The 17,952-nt window shown below is 43.6% G+C and carries 12 protein-coding genes; 1 reads left to right on the top strand and 11 read right to left on the bottom strand.

Going from position 1 to position 17,952, the window contains the following annotated elements:
• Window positions 1-10 precede the first annotated feature (10 nt).
• The 9 genes from AC59JT_RS04715 to AC59JT_RS04675 all read right to left on the bottom strand — a co-directional run bounded on the left by AC59JT_RS04715 (window position 11) and on the right by AC59JT_RS04675 (window position 10,968).
• Complete coding sequence (locus tag AC59JT_RS04715; protein WP_497396456.1) at window positions 11-1,372, bottom strand: pyridoxal-phosphate dependent enzyme; 1,362 nt, start codon at window positions 1,370-1,372, stop codon at window positions 11-13.
• Window positions 1,373-1,421: 49 nt separating this feature from the next.
• Window positions 1,422-2,276, bottom strand: a complete 855-nt coding sequence (locus AC59JT_RS04710; RefSeq protein ID WP_497396455.1) for an AMP nucleosidase — start codon at window positions 2,274-2,276, stop codon at window positions 1,422-1,424.
• Between the two features lie 126 nt (window positions 2,277-2,402).
• Window positions 2,403-3,641: an ATP-dependent Clp protease ATP-binding subunit ClpX gene (clpX, locus tag AC59JT_RS04705; protein ID WP_497396454.1), complete on the bottom strand. Its 1,239-nt coding sequence runs from the start codon at window positions 3,639-3,641 to the stop codon at window positions 2,403-2,405.
• A gap of 133 nt (window positions 3,642-3,774) precedes the next feature.
• Entirely contained in the window at window positions 3,775-4,500 is a 726-nt protein-coding gene (locus AC59JT_RS04700) for an ATP-dependent Clp protease proteolytic subunit (protein WP_497396453.1), read from the bottom strand.
• Between the two features lie 284 nt (window positions 4,501-4,784).
• Entirely contained in the window at window positions 4,785-6,134 is a 1,350-nt protein-coding gene (tig, locus tag AC59JT_RS04695) for a trigger factor (protein ID WP_497396452.1), read from the bottom strand.
• Window positions 6,135-6,246: 112 nt separating this feature from the next.
• Window positions 6,247-7,218 carry a c-type cytochrome gene (locus AC59JT_RS04690; RefSeq protein ID WP_497396451.1) on the bottom strand — a complete coding sequence of 324 codons (972 nt, stop codon included), beginning with the start codon at window positions 7,216-7,218 and terminating at the stop codon, window positions 6,247-6,249.
• A 76-nt stretch (window positions 7,219-7,294) separates the two neighbouring features.
• Complete coding sequence (locus tag AC59JT_RS04685) at window positions 7,295-8,017, bottom strand: head GIN domain-containing protein (RefSeq protein ID WP_497396450.1); 723 nt, start codon at window positions 8,015-8,017, stop codon at window positions 7,295-7,297.
• A gap of 157 nt (window positions 8,018-8,174) precedes the next feature.
• Window positions 8,175-8,798 (bottom strand): GIN domain-containing protein, encoded by a 624-nt coding sequence (locus AC59JT_RS04680; RefSeq protein ID WP_497396449.1) that lies wholly within the window; start codon window positions 8,796-8,798, stop codon window positions 8,175-8,177.
• Between the two features lie 277 nt (window positions 8,799-9,075).
• The gene (locus AC59JT_RS04675; protein ID WP_497396448.1) at window positions 9,076-10,968 is read right to left on the bottom strand and encodes a RecQ family ATP-dependent DNA helicase; all 1,893 of its coding nucleotides are present in this window, start codon (window positions 10,966-10,968) and stop codon (window positions 9,076-9,078) included.
• 74 nt (window positions 10,969-11,042) lie between these two features.
• On the opposite strand from AC59JT_RS04675, the gene AC59JT_RS04670 reads away from it, so the two are divergent.
• Window positions 11,043-14,270, top strand: coding sequence for an amidohydrolase family protein (locus tag AC59JT_RS04670; protein WP_497396447.1), 3,228 nt, complete (start codon window positions 11,043-11,045; stop codon window positions 14,268-14,270).
• Window positions 14,271-14,404: 134 nt separating this feature from the next.
• Here the strand turns inward: AC59JT_RS04670 and AC59JT_RS04665 are convergent, their stop codons facing one another.
• Window positions 14,405-16,495, bottom strand: coding sequence for an IPT/TIG domain-containing protein (locus AC59JT_RS04665; protein ID WP_497396446.1), 2,091 nt, complete (start codon window positions 16,493-16,495; stop codon window positions 14,405-14,407).
• Window positions 16,496-16,672: 177 nt separating this feature from the next.
• Entirely contained in the window at window positions 16,673-17,941 is a 1,269-nt protein-coding gene (locus AC59JT_RS04660; protein WP_497396445.1) for a citrate synthase, read from the bottom strand.
• Between the last annotated feature and the right edge of the window lie 11 nt (window positions 17,942-17,952).

Raw genomic sequence — 17,952 nt, 5'->3', positions numbered from 1 at the left:
CATCTTCAAATTAAATCGATATCGCGTTAATAATATCATACTGGGTAATGATCTCAATCTTGCCGTGATCATCTTCCACCAGCACAGCTATGTTATCTTTATTGATCATGCCCGAGATCTTATCTATTGATGCATTCAGATCAACAAACGGGAACGGCGCCGTAGTGATAGTTTTTACCGGTTGAGATTTTAGCGATGGGTTTTCCAGCAACGCATCCAGTATATCGCTTTCGGTTATCTTACCTATAACCATGCCCTGTTGGGTAACGGGTATTTGAGATATATTGAGCGATTTAATAGTGTTCACCGCTTCGAGTACGGTGCGCTCAATATCGATGGTTATGATCTCCTGATTCTCTTTTTTTGTGATAATATCACGGGCGGTAAGTTTGCCATCTTTCAGGAAACCACGATCGCGTAGCCAATCATCATTATACATTTTACCGAGATAGCGAGTGCCATGGTCAGGGAAGATCACCACAACCACATCACTTGCCTTAAACTTATCTTTCATCTGCAGTAAACCAGCTATAGCCGAGCCTGTTGAGTTACCGGCAAAGATACCCTCCTTACGGGCTATCTCGCGGGTCATCAACGCTGCTGCTTCGTCCGTTACTTTTTCGAAGTGGTCTATCAGGTTAAAATCAACATTGGCTGGCAAAAAGTCTTCGCCTATGCCTTCTGTGATGTATGGATAGATCTCGTTCTTATCAAACTCACCGGTTTCCTTGTACTTTTTAAATACCGAACCATACGTATCGATACCATAAACTTGTATAGCCGGGTTTTGCTCTTTTAAGTATTTAGAGATGCCTGATATAGTGCCTCCGGTGCCTACACCCGCTATTACATGGGTTACTTTTCCTTCAGTTTGCTCCCAAATCTCTGGCCCCGTAGATTCATAGTGAGCCTGGCTGTTTGACAGGTTATCATACTGGTTAGGCTTCCATGAATTAGGCACCTCACGCTCCAATCGCGATGAAACCGAGTAATAAGACCGCGGGTCTTCCGGATCAACATTGGTAGGGCAAACAATAACTTCGGCACCAAAGGCCCGCAGGGCGTCAAACTTTTCTTTGGATTGCTTATCGGTACTGGTGAAAATACATTTATACCCCTTAATAACAGCCGCGATAGCCAGACCCATACCGGTATTGCCCGATGTACCCTCGATAATGGTACCACCCGGCTTTAATTTACCGCTCTTCTCGGCATCTTCTATCATTTTAAGGGCCATACGGTCTTTAATGGAATTGCCTGGATTGGTGGTCTCTATTTTGGCTAATACCGTTGCAGGTATATCCTTAGCTATCTTGTTTAGTTTAACTAGTGGCGTGTTGCCAATGGTTTCGAGTATATTGTTATGCCACATGGTGGTAGTTGATTAGTGATTGGTTGACTAGTGATTAGTTCATTGTTGGTTAAAAACGTAAGTGTTTAACCGTTAACCCACCATTGATCAATTGTTTCAATGATTCTATACCTACTTTCAGGTGTGTTTCCACAAACTGGGCGCTTACTTTCGAGTCGCTCTCGCTGGTTTTTACACCCTCGGGGATCATTGGTTGGTCAGACACTAATAGCAACGCTCCTGTAGGTATTTTGTTGGCAAAACCGCAGGTAAATATCGTAGCAGTTTCCATATCTACCGCCATGGCGCGTAGTTCCTTTAAATAGCTTTTAAACTTTTTATCATGTTCCCAAACGCGGCGGTTGGTGGTGTAGCATGTACCGGTCCAGTAATCCAACGAGAAATCCCGAATAGTGGTTGATATGGCCTTTTGCAGAGCAAACGAGGGTAGTGCGGGCACCTCGGCAGGCAGATAATCGTTCGATGTTCCTTCGCCTCTTATAGCGGCTATAGGTAGTATCAAATCGCCCACGTTATTCTTACGCTTTAAACCACCACATTTACCAAGAAAAACTACCGCTTTAGGATGAATTGCCGTCAGCAGATCCATAACCGTAGCTGCAACCGAGCTTCCCATACCAAAATTAATAATGGTTATGCCTTTTGCTGTAACACTCTGCATCGGCTTGTCAATACCCATAATTGGAGCATTGTCATTCCATTCAGAAAACAGCTGGATGTATTTAGAGAAATTGGTTAAAATAATGTATTCGCCAAACTCTTCCAGGGGCCTGCCTGTGTAGCGTGGTAACCAATTGGCCACAATGGCGTCCTTGGTTTTCAAACCTTTTTTTATGGGGCTTGATACTTCTTTCACTTTTGGCAGGTCTGCTGCTTCTTTCTTTACGTTCAATTCTTCGTTCATAATTTTCCTCTTTATGTCTTCCGCCGAATTGCGGAAAGACTTGTTTTTATACAGCAAACCCCGGCACGGGGCCAGGGCAGCAGTTTATATTATAACAAATATAGCGGTTAAGCTATGTTGATATTGTTAAGCCACTTTTAACTTTTTAAGGTCCGACTTTTCAAATTTCTCGCGGGCATATTCTAAAGTGATGTGTAGTTTCTTCACATCCTTTTTAGATGGGAACTCAAACATCGCGTCGATCATGATGGCCTCGCAAATTGAACGCAAACCGCGTGCGCCCAGTTTAAACTCCATAGCCTTGTCAACTATAAATTCCAACACCTCGTCGTCAAACTCAAGCTTTACACCTTCGTATTCAAACAGTTTTTTGTACTGTTTCAATAATGAGTTTTTAGGTTCGGTAAGAATATTGAACAAAGCCTCCCTATCCAACGGGTTTAAATACGTTAACACTGGTAAACGACCGATCAACTCAGGTATCAAACCAAACGATTTCAGATCTTGCGGTGTGATGTATTTGTAAAGGTTCTTCAAATCAACCTCCCCATCATTACCTTTTAATTTGTAACCTACGGTTTGCGTACGTAAACGATTAGCGATTTTCTTTTCGATACCATCAAACGCGCCGCCGCATATAAACAATATGTTGCTGGTGTTTACAGTGATCATTTTTTGGTCGGGATGTTTACGGCCACCTTGAGGTGGTACGTTAACCATGGTGCCTTCCAATATTTTTAACAAAGCCTGCTGCACCCCCTCGCCGCTTACGTCGCGGGTGATAGATGCGTTATCGCTTTTACGGGCAATTTTATCAACCTCGTCAATGTAAACAATGCCTTTTTCGGCAGCCGCCACATCGTAATCTGCAGATTGCAGCAAACGGGTTAATATACTTTCTACGTCCTCGCCTACATAACCGGCTTCGGTTAATACCGTAGCGTCGCAAATACAAAACGGAACGTTTAATATTTTAGCAAGCGTTTTGGCCAGTAAAGTTTTACCTGTACCGGTTTCGCCCACCATAATGATGTTTGATTTTTCTATCTCAACCTCGTCCTTATCAATATGCTGATTTAGCCTTTTGTAGTGGTTATAAGTAGCTACGGCTAATATCTTTTTAGCATCATCCTGACCGATAACATACTGGTCAAGGTGTGTTTTGATCTCGTAAGGTTTTAGCACCGCAGGCGCGTTAGGCGATGTTTTTACCTTGCGCACCTTCAATTCTTCGGCTAATATTTCATTAGCCTGGTTAACACACTTATCACAAATATGCGCATCTAGCCCCGCTATAAGCATCAGTGAATCCTGCTTGCCTGCGCCGCAAAATGAACACCTTATCTCCTTACTGTTTTTATTCATTGTGATATTACTTGTTAAACAAAATTAAGCAATTGCTTTCGATAAACAAATTGTTAGCCCTAAGTCAAGAGTCTTAAGTCAAAAGTTAACTGTTGACTTAAGGCTAAAGACTTTCGACTTAGGACTAATAAAATTATTTACCTTTTGTTTTATTACCTTTTAATATTTCGTCTATCATACCAAATTCCTTGGCCTCTTCGGCTTTCATCCAATGGTCACGGTCAGACGCGTCCCAAACTTTTTGGAACGGCGCACCGCTATGGTCAGCAATGATCTGGTATAGTTCGTTTTTCAACTTAGTGATCTCGTGGTAAGTGATCTCGATATCAGATTGCTGACCTTGAGCACCGCCCGATGGCTGGTGGATCATTACCCTTGAGTGTGGCAACGCGGCGCGTTTACCTTCGGCACCGGCACACAGCAATACCGCACCCATTGATGCCGCCATACCGGTACAAATTGTGGCTACGTCATTCGAAATAAGCTGCATGGTATCATAAATACCTAAACCGGCATATACCGAACCACCCGGCGAATTGATATAGATCTGGATATCGCGTTTAGCATCGGCTGATTGCAGGAATAGCAATTGAGCCTGGATAACGTTAGCATTTTGATCATAAATGGCATCGCCCAAAAAGATGATACGATCCATCATTAAACGCGAGAACACGTCTAACTGCGAGATGTTCAATTGGCGTTCTTCAATAATATACGGCGTCATACCTGTAGGCACGGTTGCAATACCCTGGGGTCCACGGTTTACGCTACCTATAAATTTATCTACGTAAGTGCTGCTAATGCGGTGATGCTTTACAGCGTATTTGCGGAATTCGTTTTTATCTGGATTACTGTTCATGTGTATATGTATTTACGATTTTGGTTTATCAGGCGTTGCCCGGATAAATATAGTTTTTAGTTGAATATTATTTTATAGATAACGTTTGTAAAAAGTAAAATTAAAAGCCCTGCTTACAACCACGTCATCGCGAACGTAGTGTGGCGATCCCCTATATGCAGAGCGGTCAGTCAAGTCGGGGTTTCCTACGCTCGTTCCTCGCTCGTAATGACGGATCGTTTTGCAACAAAAAAGCATCCCCGTTTCCAGGGATGCTTTTTCAATATCTCGATATCGGGATTATTTTACTTAGCCAACTCTTTAAAGTCGTTGTAGAAAATATCCTTGTTATCTAAAGTAATTACGCTCTTAATGTAATCTAACGTTTTAAGGGCTTTTACTTCTTCAAATACTTTATTAGCATTCTCTTTGTTTTGCAGGTACTGCACAGCGTATTGCGCTAGTTGCTCATCAGCAATTGGCTGCGGGCTGTACATGGCAAATTGCTGAGCCAGGCTTTGTTTTGCTGCCGCGAAAACATCTTCGTATTTAATTTCGATCTTGTTTCCGGTGATGATCTTGTTTTCGATCAAGGTCCATTTCAGGTTCTGAGCGAAATCTTTGTAGCCGCCCTCTAACTCTTCCTCGGTCAGTTTTTCGTTTGTAGCGCGTAACCAGCGTTTCAAAAACTCGTCTGGCAATTCAAAGTTTACTTTCTCTAAGCTGTAGTTGTAAATGTCGTTCTGCAATTTGCGCTCGGCATCTTGCTGCATCATGCTTTCCAGCTCTTCGGTGATCTTTGCTTTAAAGCCTGCTTCGTCGGTTACGGTACCTGCACCAAATAATTTATCAAAGAACTCCTGGTTCAAATCACCTTCTTCTAAACGGTTAATGTTTTTAACTGTTAAACGGAAGTTTGATTTCAGATCAGCCGCTGTTTCTTCATCAATACCTAAAATGGCTGCAACTTTCGCCGCATCATTAGCATAAGCTTTCTGAATGTCAACCACTAACTCGTCGTCTTTTTTCAGGCCGATGAAAGATTTTTTGATCTTCGCATCTTTAACCTGGTCTAATCTAACCGAAGTAGTGTTCTCAATGCCTCCTTCAAATACAGAGCCATCCGGTGAAAGTTGCGTTAATTGCGCATATAAAACGTCATCATCTGCCGATACGTCAGGATTTGTCATTTTGCCATAGCTTCTGCGGATATTTTTAATACGCTCAGCTAAAGTTGTATCGTCAATTTTGATCACATACTGTGTCAATTTATCTTTTGATGAAAAGTCAACATCAAACGCTGGTGCTAAACCCAATTCGTAGTTAAACTCGAAAGCGTCGTTAAAATCCCAGTTGTACTCGCGGGCATCGTCAACTTTTGGTAGCGGCTGACCCAATACTTCCAGTTTTTGCTCGTCGATGTAACCATTCAAGGTATCAGACAATAGGTTATTGATCTCATCAACCAAAATGCTCTTACCGTACATTTTTTTAATGTGGGCAGGCGGCACCATACCCGGACGGAAGCCCGGTAACTTGGCTTTTTTAGCCTGGTCTTTTATCGCCTTATCAACACGGCCCTGGTAATCAGCCGGGTCGATATTAATTTTTACAACTGCATTCAGGTTATCGATCTTTTCCTGTGTAATATTCATCTTTTAACGGTCTTTTTAAATTTAAACGCCTCGAAACTTACGTCCTCCTTTAATAAAGCTCGTAAATTTCGAGGCGCAAAAATACGAATTTATTTTGAATTAAAATTCGCTATTAATTGACAGTGAATTTCACTACCTGATTCTTAATCGGCTTTAATGTTCTTAAATAAGTGTAGATAGATGCAATATCCCCTTCGCTCATTTTGCCGTATTGCCACCATGGCATTGCGGTTTGAAAATCGGTTTTACCAACAGCGTGCGCATTGCTGTTATCTGCAAATGCTTTAAAGCGGGCTACAAATTCTTCTTTCTTCCATTTACCTATGCCTGTAGTTTCATCAGGCGTGATGTTAGCCGAACGCACAGTTGCCGATTCGTTTGAAAACGGCCTGCCACCCGCAAATTCTAAACCGGGCAACAATTTACCTTTGTCCTCCTGCGAATGGCAATCTTTACAAGCCGCGGTTTGCACCAGGTATTGGCCATATTTAAGCGTATCTCTCGGATCCGGCCTGGTGCCAAGGGTAGCTTTCTCTGGCATGGTATGCACCAATATATTCAACGGGAAATCCAATTCTGATTTTGGGTGATTAGTTTCTACCGGTTTTAATGTGCGGATAAAAGCGATGATTGAATACACATCCTCCTTATCCATTTTCGAATAAGATGGCCATGGCATCAATGGGAATATAGCCGATCCATCTTTTTTCACCCCGGTGGTAATGGCGCGGAAAAGTTCGCCATCGCTCCAATCCTTCAATTTATAAGGAGTGATGTTTGGCACGGTTACATTGCCCGGGAAACCAATTTTAGCGTCGAACTTTTCGCCACCGGCACCTAAACGGGTTGAGTCAATGGGTCCACCAAATTTTGTCCAGTCGCGCGGCGAATGGCAGTCTACGCATACTGCAACATTCATGGCAAGGTACTTGCCGCGCTCGATGCGGGCGGGTGTTAGTTCAACATTAATGTTTTCGGGAGCACCCACGTTGGGCAGCGCGAGGGTGATGTAAGATACTGCTACGATCAAAATTAAAGCCACAGCAATAGCTACGTAAGCTATTAACTTACCTACTTTTTTCATAATAATTGTGATGGTTGTTGTGCCGCCGGGGCTTTATGAGGCGAGCCCCGGCAGCCGGTTAATATATAACGATTGTTTATTCTACTTTGGTTAAAGACGACGCGCCGGTTTCGTGGTTTTTCACGTTTTCGGGGTTACCTTTATATTTAATGCTTGATGCGCCGGTTGATTCCACATTCAGGTCCTTCAATACATTGATCTCGCACTCGCTCGCGCCGGTAGTATTTATACTATAGCTGCCGACTATAAAATCAAAAGCATGTACCTTGCCTGTGCCACTTATCTCCAAAGCGTGACTGCTGGCCTGGCCGCTTAAACTAATTTCGGTAGCGCCGCTGGCATCAGTACGCACGTTGGCGGCATTAACATCCATATTGATCTTGGTAGCGCCCGACAGGTCGAACTCCAGGTCGCCGGTAACCAGTTTGCCATCAGTTTTTACTTCCACCGCTCCCGAAGCATCTATCGACTCCAGGTTTTTAACGTGAAGTACTATCTCCATCGGGGTTTCGGTACATAGGTTTTTATTACCGGTTGATATATGTAACTCATCGCCACGTACCTCGGTTTTTATATACTGTAACAGGTTATCATCTGCCGAAATATCCGCACTAAGCGTGCTATCTTGTTTAAGGGTGATCTTAAAACCGCCGGAAACATCAATTTTTTTGAATGCGGTTAGCTTGCGGGTTTCTGTAGCCTCTTTGCCCGAACCTTGTTTGCAGCCAATTTTACATGATTGAAAAAATAAAGCCGAGCCTGCAACCAAAGTAAGTGTGTATAGGTAAGATAGTTTCATAGTATGTGTTTTATGTGATGAACGTTTTGAAAGATGTACTGTTTGCCTTAGACGGCAAATTGCCAATTGAAGTTACAGAAAAAAAACTATCTGCCGGTTAAGCGGCAGATAGCCTTGCATAATCTATTTTGAACTTTTGTTTAAAAAATGGACCTGCTTACAAAGCAGCCATATCATCAGTTAATGATACAGTTTTAGCTACAACCGGTTTTGCAATTACACGCTCAGTACGGTTGGCAGCGGTAAGCTCGCTGCGGTTTACGGTTGAAGATTGTGCGTAAGTTAAGCTGTAGTCTTCTACAGTACCGCTCAGGTCGGCTGTTGCACGGTCGTTAGCAGTTACTTTAGCAGTGATAGCATCCAGTTTTAACTGGGCTGAAGAAGTGTTGTTTAATTTAACGTCCAACTCCAAAGTTGATAAAGTACCTTTTGATTTGATGGCAGCGTTGTCATAAGCAGCTACAGCGCGCAAATCAGTTACAGTTACCAAAACCACCAATTTGTCCTTGGTGTATGATGAGATACGCAGTGTACCTTCGTTTCCTTGCACCAAGGCGTTTTGTGCGTAATAGTTATCAAATACTTTCACCTCGTCTTTAGCGCCGTTGGTGATGTAAACCTCCACGTTACCGCGGGCTTCTATTTTGTTTATTTTGGTTACTTCGGCCAATACAACAGCAGTGTTGTTGTTACTAGTTGTAGCTGGTTTGTCGTCAGCTTTTGCTACACCGTTTATGGTTAAAGTGGCAGCAGCGATCAGGGTTAATATTGTAGTTTTCATGATATTATGAGTTTTAATATTGTTGTTTAATTTATTTCTGTTTTTAAATACACCAATAAGACGACCCTCCCCAAAAAACGTTACAAGCGTTTGGGGCTTAATAGATAAGCAGCATATTTTACTCGGTAAAAGGGGGAATTGTGTCGGTGAAAATTCTGTAACAGGGAGAGAATTTGGGAAGATAATGAGCGCCGGTTGTCATGCTGAGGCACTCGAAGCATGTGGGCAAAGGCCTTTACGCTCATCCTTCGACGGGGCTCAGGATGACACCCATTAATTAAAGGTAATACTTCTCCCCATTAAACTTGATCTTCCCTGCATCAAGCAAAACCCTGATGGCCTGCAGGCGCTCAGTTTTAATGCCGCTTTTAATAGCGGTTACCAGGTCAGGCAGATCAGTAGGGTTTATGGTAAGTTGTTGAATAATATCATTAGTAATATCATCAAACACCTCACCCGCATTTTGCTGGCGTTTTTCTTCCAGGCAAACATCGCAAACGCCGCATTTCTCGGCGCGGGTCTCATCGAAATAAGCCAGCAGCAACTGGCTGCGGCATTGTTTAGCGGTGCAATAATTAAATACCGCTTCTGTTTTACGGCGATAGGTTTGCTTGCGCGATTCTATGTATACCTTATTAATATATACGTTTTGCGGCTGCTGGCGGGCTTTTATAAAAGTAACCTGCGGCTTATCGTTTTGAGGCAAATAACTCAGTACATTGTATTCATCCAACTGCTTCAGGCCTTTGATAACCTGTTGCACGCTCATATTGCCCCTACGCGCCACATCAAACTCCTTTAAGCGAACGTAATTATCAAATGATCCGCCGTACGATCGCAGCAGGGTTTTAATAAATGGGTCCCAGGCCTGGTTCTCTATCTGGAAATTATAAAGCTCCTGGTTCCCGATATCAAACCGGAAACGTGATGGCAGGAATACGCTTTCGTTAAATGAGAGGTATTCATCCTTCTCCAAAAACTTCAAGGCGGCCAGGGTTTTTATCACATCCATTTTATATTGCGAACAGAAATCGCCCAAGTCAAGATCAAAGCTAACGCCCTCACCTGCCTCATAGGCCACCTTATAATAATTGGATAGTTGCTGGTAAACCAATTTGATCTCATCAACCGAAGGGAAATTAAGCTGATATAACTTTTCCTGCCTTGCCTTATCGCCCTCATTATATAATAGCACAGCATAAGCCTTCTCCTCATCACGCCCCGCACGACCAGCCTCCTGGTAATAGGCCTCCAAACTTTCAGGCGCATCTTTATGGATCACAAAACGCACATCGGATTTATCTATCCCCATCCCGAAGGCATTGGTAGCAACCATAATGCGGGTTTTGTTAGTTTTCCAGGCTTCTTGCTTTTTTGAGCGTTCATCGGGTGTTAAACCAGCATGATAGTAATCAGCTTTAAAACCATTATCGTTATAAAAGTTAGCTATTTCGGCACATTCCTTTCGGCTGCGTACATAAACAATCCCGCTGCCTTTTACGCCCCGGGCAATATCCAGCATTTTGCGCGGCTTGTTTTCTTCGTGTTGCACCACATAGCTCAGGTTTTTACGCTCGAAGCTTTTCTGGTAAACAATGCCGTTTTTAAATTGCAGTTTATCCTGTATATCCTGCCTTACATCGGCAGTTGCCGTTGCGGTAAGTGCTAATACTGGTACTTCAGGATGTAGCTGTCGAATATCGGCAATATGCAGGTACGGCGGGCGAAAATCATAGCCCCATTGCGATATACAGTGCGCTTCGTCAACCGCCAGCAAATTCACCTTCATGTATTTAATGCGCTCCTGCACCAGTTCGGATAGCAGGCGTTCGGGCGAGAGGTATAGAAATTTCACTTCGCCATATACACAATTATCCAGCGCCATATCAACCTCGCGCTTACTCATGCCCGATACGATGGCTACGGCTTCAATACCTTTTTCTTTCAGGTTCTCTACCTGGTCTTTCATTAAAGCTATCAGGGGCGATATAACAATACACAAGCCCGGTTTAGCCAAAGCAGGTACCTGGAAACAGACAGATTTACCACCACCGGTTGGCAGCAGCGCCAGCGTATCATGCCCCAACAATACAGATTGAATGATATCCTCCTGCATGGGGCGGAAGGTATCGTGTTTCCAATAAACCTGAAGGATTTCCTGTATCGTCATATTTTTATGGCAATGCCAAAACTATTAAAATACCACAATAGTTTTAACTTAGCGCTTATAAAAGCATTAACTGAATGAAGCTTATTACTACTACCCTACTGTTTTTAGCCGCGGCCTACACTGCCCAAGCCCAAAAATGGAATATTGAGAATACGCCAGGCACCTCAAAAAAAGTGACCATCACTACCAACGAGGGCACGTGGATGGACGTTGACGTAAGCCCCGACGGCAAAACCATTGTGTTTGACATGTTAGGCGATATCTACAGTATGCCAATAACCGGCGGCAAAGCCACGCTATTAGCGGGCGGCAAAGCCTGGGATGTGCAGCCCCGTTTTAGTCCGGATGGTAAAACCATATCCTATACCAGCGATAAAGAAGGTGGCGACAACATTTGGGTAATGAATGCTGATGGTGGCGGTAAACGGTCTATCACCAAAGAAAACTTCAGGCTATTAAATAACGCCTCATGGGCGCCCGATGGTCAATACCTGGTGGCACGCAAGCATTTTACCGGCTCGCGATCATTAGGTGCCGGCGAAATGTGGTTATATCACAAAAACGGCGGCGACGGTATACAGCTCACAAAACGCAAAAACGACCAGCAAGACGCCGGCGAACCTATCATATCACCCGATGGGAAATATGTTTATTGGAGCGAGGATGTTACACCGGGCCCATCTTTTCAATACAATAAAGACCCATACCAGGGCATTTATGCTATAAAAAGATTAAACCGCCAAACCGGCGATATTGAAACCGTAACAGGCGATGGTGGTGGTGCCTGCCGACCTCAAATATCGCCTGATGGCAAGATGATGGCTTTTGTGAAGCGCATTAAACTAAAATCAGTTTTATACCTGCACAGCTTTGAAACAGGTGAAGAATGGCCGGTATATGATGATCTGTCGCACGATCAGCAGGAAACCTGGGCCATCTTCGGCACCTACCCTAATTTTAACTGGACGCCAGATAATCAGCATATCATTTTTTACGCCAAAGGTAAAATATGGAACCTTGATATAAACACCTTGCAGGCACTAATGGTGCCGTTTGAAGTAACCTCAAACCAAACCATTACTGATGCGCTACATTTCCCGCAACGCGTTTTCCAGGAAGAATTCCCGGCTAAAATGATCCGCCAGTTAACAACATCGCCCGACGGCAAATTTGTAGCTTTTAATGCTGCGGGATACGTTTACGTTAAAGAGTTGGGCAAAGATGCCATGCGTATTGATACCGCGAAGGATTTTCAATACGAACCTTCGTTTAGCCCGGACGGTAAATCGCTGGTTTATATTTCGTGGAACGATATTATTAAAGGTTCGATCAACACCGTAGACCTGACCACCAAAATAGTCACCAAAGTAACTGCCGAAAAAGGTTTTTACTACTCGCCCCGCTATTCAAACAAAGGCGATAAGATCATTTACCGCAAGGGCGAAGGCAATGATATGCTGGGTTATGCTTATGGTACTAACCCCGGCATTTATACCATACCGGTAACAGGCGGTGTACCTACATTGATATTAAATAATGGTATTAAGCCGCTTTTCTCGGCAGACGACTCTAAAATATATTACCAAAGCAGCGAAGGCGGTAAAAAAGCCTATAAGGTGATGGATGCCAACGGCACCCGTTCGCGCACTTTGTATACTTCAACCTATGCTACGCAGTTTGCGCCTAGTCCGGACGGTAAGTGGATGGCCTTTACCGAATTGTTTAACTGTTATGTGACACCTATGGTGAACACAGGTGGTGTGGTTGATCTTTCATCGGGTAACAAATCATTACCATTAACCAAACTAACCCGCGATGCGGGCACCTACCTGCACTGGAGCAAAGACAGCCAGAAGTTGATGTGGACCCTTGGCCCGAAATACTACACCCGCGATATTAAAAACGCGTTTAGTTTTATTGAGGGTGCAGATAAAGCTCCGGCTGTTGATACAGCAGGCGTTGACCTTGGTTTGAAACTAAAAGCAGATGTGCCCGTAGGTACCATTGCCTTTACTAACGCGCGCATCATCACCATGAAAGGTGACGAAGTAATTGAAAAAGGGACCATTGTAGTTGAAGGCAACAAGATATTCGCTATCGGCAAAGACGGCGAAACCCAGATACCTGCTAATGCCAAGGTTATTGATGTAAGCGGCAAAACCATAATGCCGGGCATTATTGATGTGCACGCGCATTTACATGTTAGCCCTGACGGTGTTACACCGCAACAAGACTGGAATTACTACGCCAACCTGTCCTACGGTGTAACCACAGCGCATGATCCTTCGAGTAATACCGAGATGGTTTTCAGCCAGTCGGAAATGCTAAAAACGGGCGCTATTGTGGGTCCGCGTGTTTACTCAACAGGTAGTATTTTATATGGTGCCGATGGCGATTTTAAAGTGATTATTAATAATCTGGAGGATGCAATATCAGCCCTCCGCCGTTTAAAAGCCGTAGGTGCATTCTCGGTAAAAAGCTACAACCAGCCACGCCGCGAACAACGCCAGCAGGTTATTGAAGCTGCCCGCCAGTTACAGATGGAAGTGGTGCCCGAAGGTGGTTCAACCTTTTTTACCAACATGAATATGATTGCCGATGGCCATACAGGTATTGAGCATAACATACCTGTTTCGCCGGTTTACAAGGACGTGAGAACCTTTTGGAACGAAAGTAAAACGGCCTACACCCCTACTTTAATAGTAAGCTATGGTGGCCAGTTTGGCGAAAATTTCTGGTATGACCGTACCGAAGTTTGGAAAGATGAGCACCTGCTTACCTTTACCCCGCCACATGTAATTGACGGCCGCGCACGCCGCCGCACCACGGCCGAGTATGGCGATTACTTCCACGTAGATGTATCAAAAGCTGTAAAACAAATAAGCAATGGTGGCACTAAAATTAACCTGGGTGCACACGGACAATTACAAGGACTGGGCGCACATTGGGAAATGTGGATGATGGCCCAGGGGGGGATGTCGCCTTTACAGGTAATACGTACCGCGACTATTAATGGTGCAGCTTATTTAGGTATGGATAAAGAAATAGGCTCATTAGAGCGCGGCAAACTAGCCGACCTTATCGTATTAAACCAAAACCCGTTGGATGATATCCGCACCACCAATAACATTAAATACGTAATGATCAATGGCCGCTTGTTTAATTCGGACACGATGAACGAAACCGGTAACTATAATAAGATCCGCCTGCGTTTTTGGTGGCAATCAACCCGCGGCGAAGGCGTGGTGCTGCCGGTGAATAATACGGAGACTTATTTGTATACGGTAGAGAATTGTGATTGATTTTTGACTTCGAATTTCGAATTTTCAATTTCGAATTTGTTATCGCTCTATAAATGAAAAGGGTTTGAAGCTTACTTCAAACCCCTTTTTAATTTAAACGAATATGCTTTAAAATTCGAAATCCGATATCAATACTACTTATTGAGCACAAACTTCTGTATACCGGTTTGGCCGGCGCTGAAGTTGTATAGCGCACCGTTATTGTAATCTAACAGCAAACCGTTTGAGCCCCGCATGTTAACACCTAACAATGCACCGGTATAAGTTGGCTGGTTGCCATTGTTCACATCAAATTGTTTACCGTTACCGGCCAGCGTAGTAACCTGGTTTGTACGTGGCGCTATTTTACGTATACGATAGTTTCCATTCTCGCCTACAAAAATATCCTGGTTTGATACTACAAGGCTGCGGATATCTTTAAACTGCGCCGTACCAATAGCGCCATCTAAATAACCATCAGTGTACGAGCCAAGGATGGTGGTTTTAGTTTTATTGGCATCAAATTTATAAATAGCGTGCTTTGTTGGGATACTTGTTGCAAACTGGCCTTTCAGGTAGCTCAATACAAACAGGTTGCCGCTATCGTCAATATCCATGCTATAAGCGCCGTTGCCATCAAAATCGCCACCGGCACCACCTTTAAGATATGCCGAGTAATTACCATCGGTGGTCATTTTAACTACGTCGTCGGTGTTAAAGTGCGATGACAGGATGTAGTAATTTGTATTATCCCAAACCATGCCTAAAGCTTCCTGATCGTACATCGTAGTTTGAAACTCTTTAGAAATGGTGCCACTGGTGCCAATAGCTGTCATATACATCTCCACCTGTCCGTTAGGGAAAGTTGAGCAATAAAACAGCGCACGGATAGCTCCTTTTTTGTTATTGGTGATGGCTACACATTTGTAGCTATTCATGGCTTTAAACCCGAAGTCGCTTTTGGTAAATGTTTTTACGATGGTACCGTCCGGTGTACGTTTGTAAAGCTGACCGTTCTCGTCAACCACATAAATGTTGCCTTCATTATCAACGGCTTTAGCGGTATGGATGTAGCTTCCATTAAGCAAATAAACCTGGCCCGGCGTACCTACGTTAACCGTTTGGCTTTGGGTTGATACGGTAAACACACCATCAAAGCCTTGTGCCAATGCTGCACTTTTATTTAAAACTTTAACACCAACTACGCCGCTGGTAGCGCCCGCAGGCACCTCAATAGTAAGTGTTGTGGCAGTTGCTGCTTTAACCTGGGCAATGGTACCGTTGGCGAAGAGCACCTGGTTATCAGCCAACACTGTGCTAAAATTGGTACCGGTAATGGTAACGGTAGTCCCCACAAAGCCGGACGTTGGCGCCATCGCAGAAACAGTAGCCGGTAATATATAAGTAAATACGGGCCCCGTCGCAACTTCGCTGTTTTTAACTTTTACGCTTATGGCACCGGTTGTAGCAGTTGGAGCGGTTACAGTAAGCTTGGTGGCTGTAGCGGCTTTTATTGTCGCAGCAACACCATTAAACTGCACAACATTATCAGATGCTGTGGTGCTGAAATTAGTGCCCGATATAGCCACCTCATCACCGGCTACACCCATGGTTGGCGCAATGCTTTCGATAGTTGGTTTGGCAGCAACCGGGGTTGGATCCTGAATATCTGATTTTGGCTTGGTGGTAGTTTTATATATCGGCAAAAAGAATGTACCTGCCGAGGTAAACACACGGCCTGTAGCATCTTTAAAGTTAATATTCCAGCTTACTGTTAATCCTTTTTCAGGATCTATTACAATAGTAATGCTACCGCTATAAGCATAATAAGCATTACCCGCGCTGTAATATGATACGTAAGTTTGTACCGCCGCCGCGTTAAGTGCTATGGTTTGCACACCTACCTTAGGGTTGCCGGGATTTGCTGATGTACCCAATTTAGGGCTGATAGCTATACTACCATTTTTTAAATCGTCAATAAAAAAATTAAGCTTGCTTCCGGAAGCATCCAAAGTAGCCGATGTAGCCAATGAACTTACTGCATCACCCGGCGAGTTATAATAGGTGGTTGAAAGGTTAGCGGCAGAAATATTGAGATCCTTACCGTCTATCTTACCTGTAAGGTTGGCAACCTTCGGCTCCTCAACCGGGTCGGGTGTTTTACTTTTTTTACAGGAACTTACACCTGTTAAAAACAACATCAATACCAGTGGCGCTAAGGCGATTTTAGTGTTAAAAATTTTCATAATGAATAGGATGAGTTTTGTTCACGCCAAATGTCATCTATTCTAAAACAGCGGTAAATAACGCATATGCGCTATCTTTTGCACAAATACTCATCATTTCTCGGCAATTTGCCTTTAACAAAAAAGCCCCCGGTAAACCGGGGGCTTCAATATTAGAAAGTTTAAACGCTCAATATATTACAAGTTCTTATCAACAGCACCAACGTAAATTTGACGTGGACGGCCGATAGGCTCTTTGTTTTCTTTCATTTCTTTCCATTGTGCTATCCATCCCGGTAAACGGCCCAGGGCAAACAGTACGGTAAACATATCTGTAGGGAAACCTAACGCCCGGTAAATGATACCTGAGTAGAAATCTACGTTTGGATATAGTTTACGCTCAACAAAATAAGGATCCTGTAAGGCTACTTCCTCAAGGCGTTTAGCAATCTCTAACACCTCATCGTCAATACCCAGTTTTTCTAAAATATCATCGCAGGCTTTTTTGATGATCTTGGCACGCGGGTCGAAGTTTTTGTACACACGGTGACCAAAACCCATCAAACGGAAAGGATCGTTTTTATCTTTTGCTTTCGCTATCCATTTGTCGGTATCGCCGCCGTCTTCTTTAATTTTCTCCAGCATCTCAATCACCGCCTGGTTAGCACCGCCATGCAGCGGGCCCCAAAGCGCGGATATGCCTGCAGAAACAGAAGCATAGATGTTAGATTCTGATGAACCTACGATACGCACCGTTGAGGTAGAGCAGTTTTGCTCGTGATCAGCATGTAATATTAATAAGGTGTTCATGGCGCTAACCACTACCGGATCAACCGGTACGTCTTCGGTTAGCTGGCCAAAGGTCATGTTCAGGAAATTGGTTACGTAATCGTACTTGTTTAACGGATACATAACCGGGTGGCCCAATGATTTTTTATAGATCCACGAAACTATGGTAGTCATTTTAGCCAGCATTTTAATAATGCTTTGGTTTTGCTCTTCCTTAGTTTGGTTTGGTTTTAATGATTCGGGATAAAAAGCCGATAACGAACACACTAATGAAGATAGCTGACCCATTGGGTGTGATTTTGACGGAAAACCGTCAAAAAACTTCTTCATATCCTCGTGCACCAGGGTGTGGCGGCTTATTTCGTATTCAAAATTCTTTAACTGCTCGGCAGTTGGCAGCGCACCGTATATTAACAGGTAAGCAACTTCAATAAAGGTTGATTTTTCGGCAAGCTGCTCAATAGGGTATCCTCTGTATTTAAGTACGCCCAGTTCGCCATCTAAAAATGTGATGGCGCTTTTGGTAGCACCGGTATTTTTATAACCAATATCAAGTGTAACGTAACCGCTTTGATCTCTCAATTTTGAAATATCAATAGCCTTTTCGCCCTCAGTTCCCTCAATTATTGGAAGCTCGTATGTTTTTTCACCAATTTGTAGTTGTGCAGTAGCCGACATAGAAAGATAAT

Source organism: Mucilaginibacter sp. A3364 (assembly GCF_059690715.1).
This window is presented reverse-complemented; position numbering and strand designations above follow the sequence as displayed.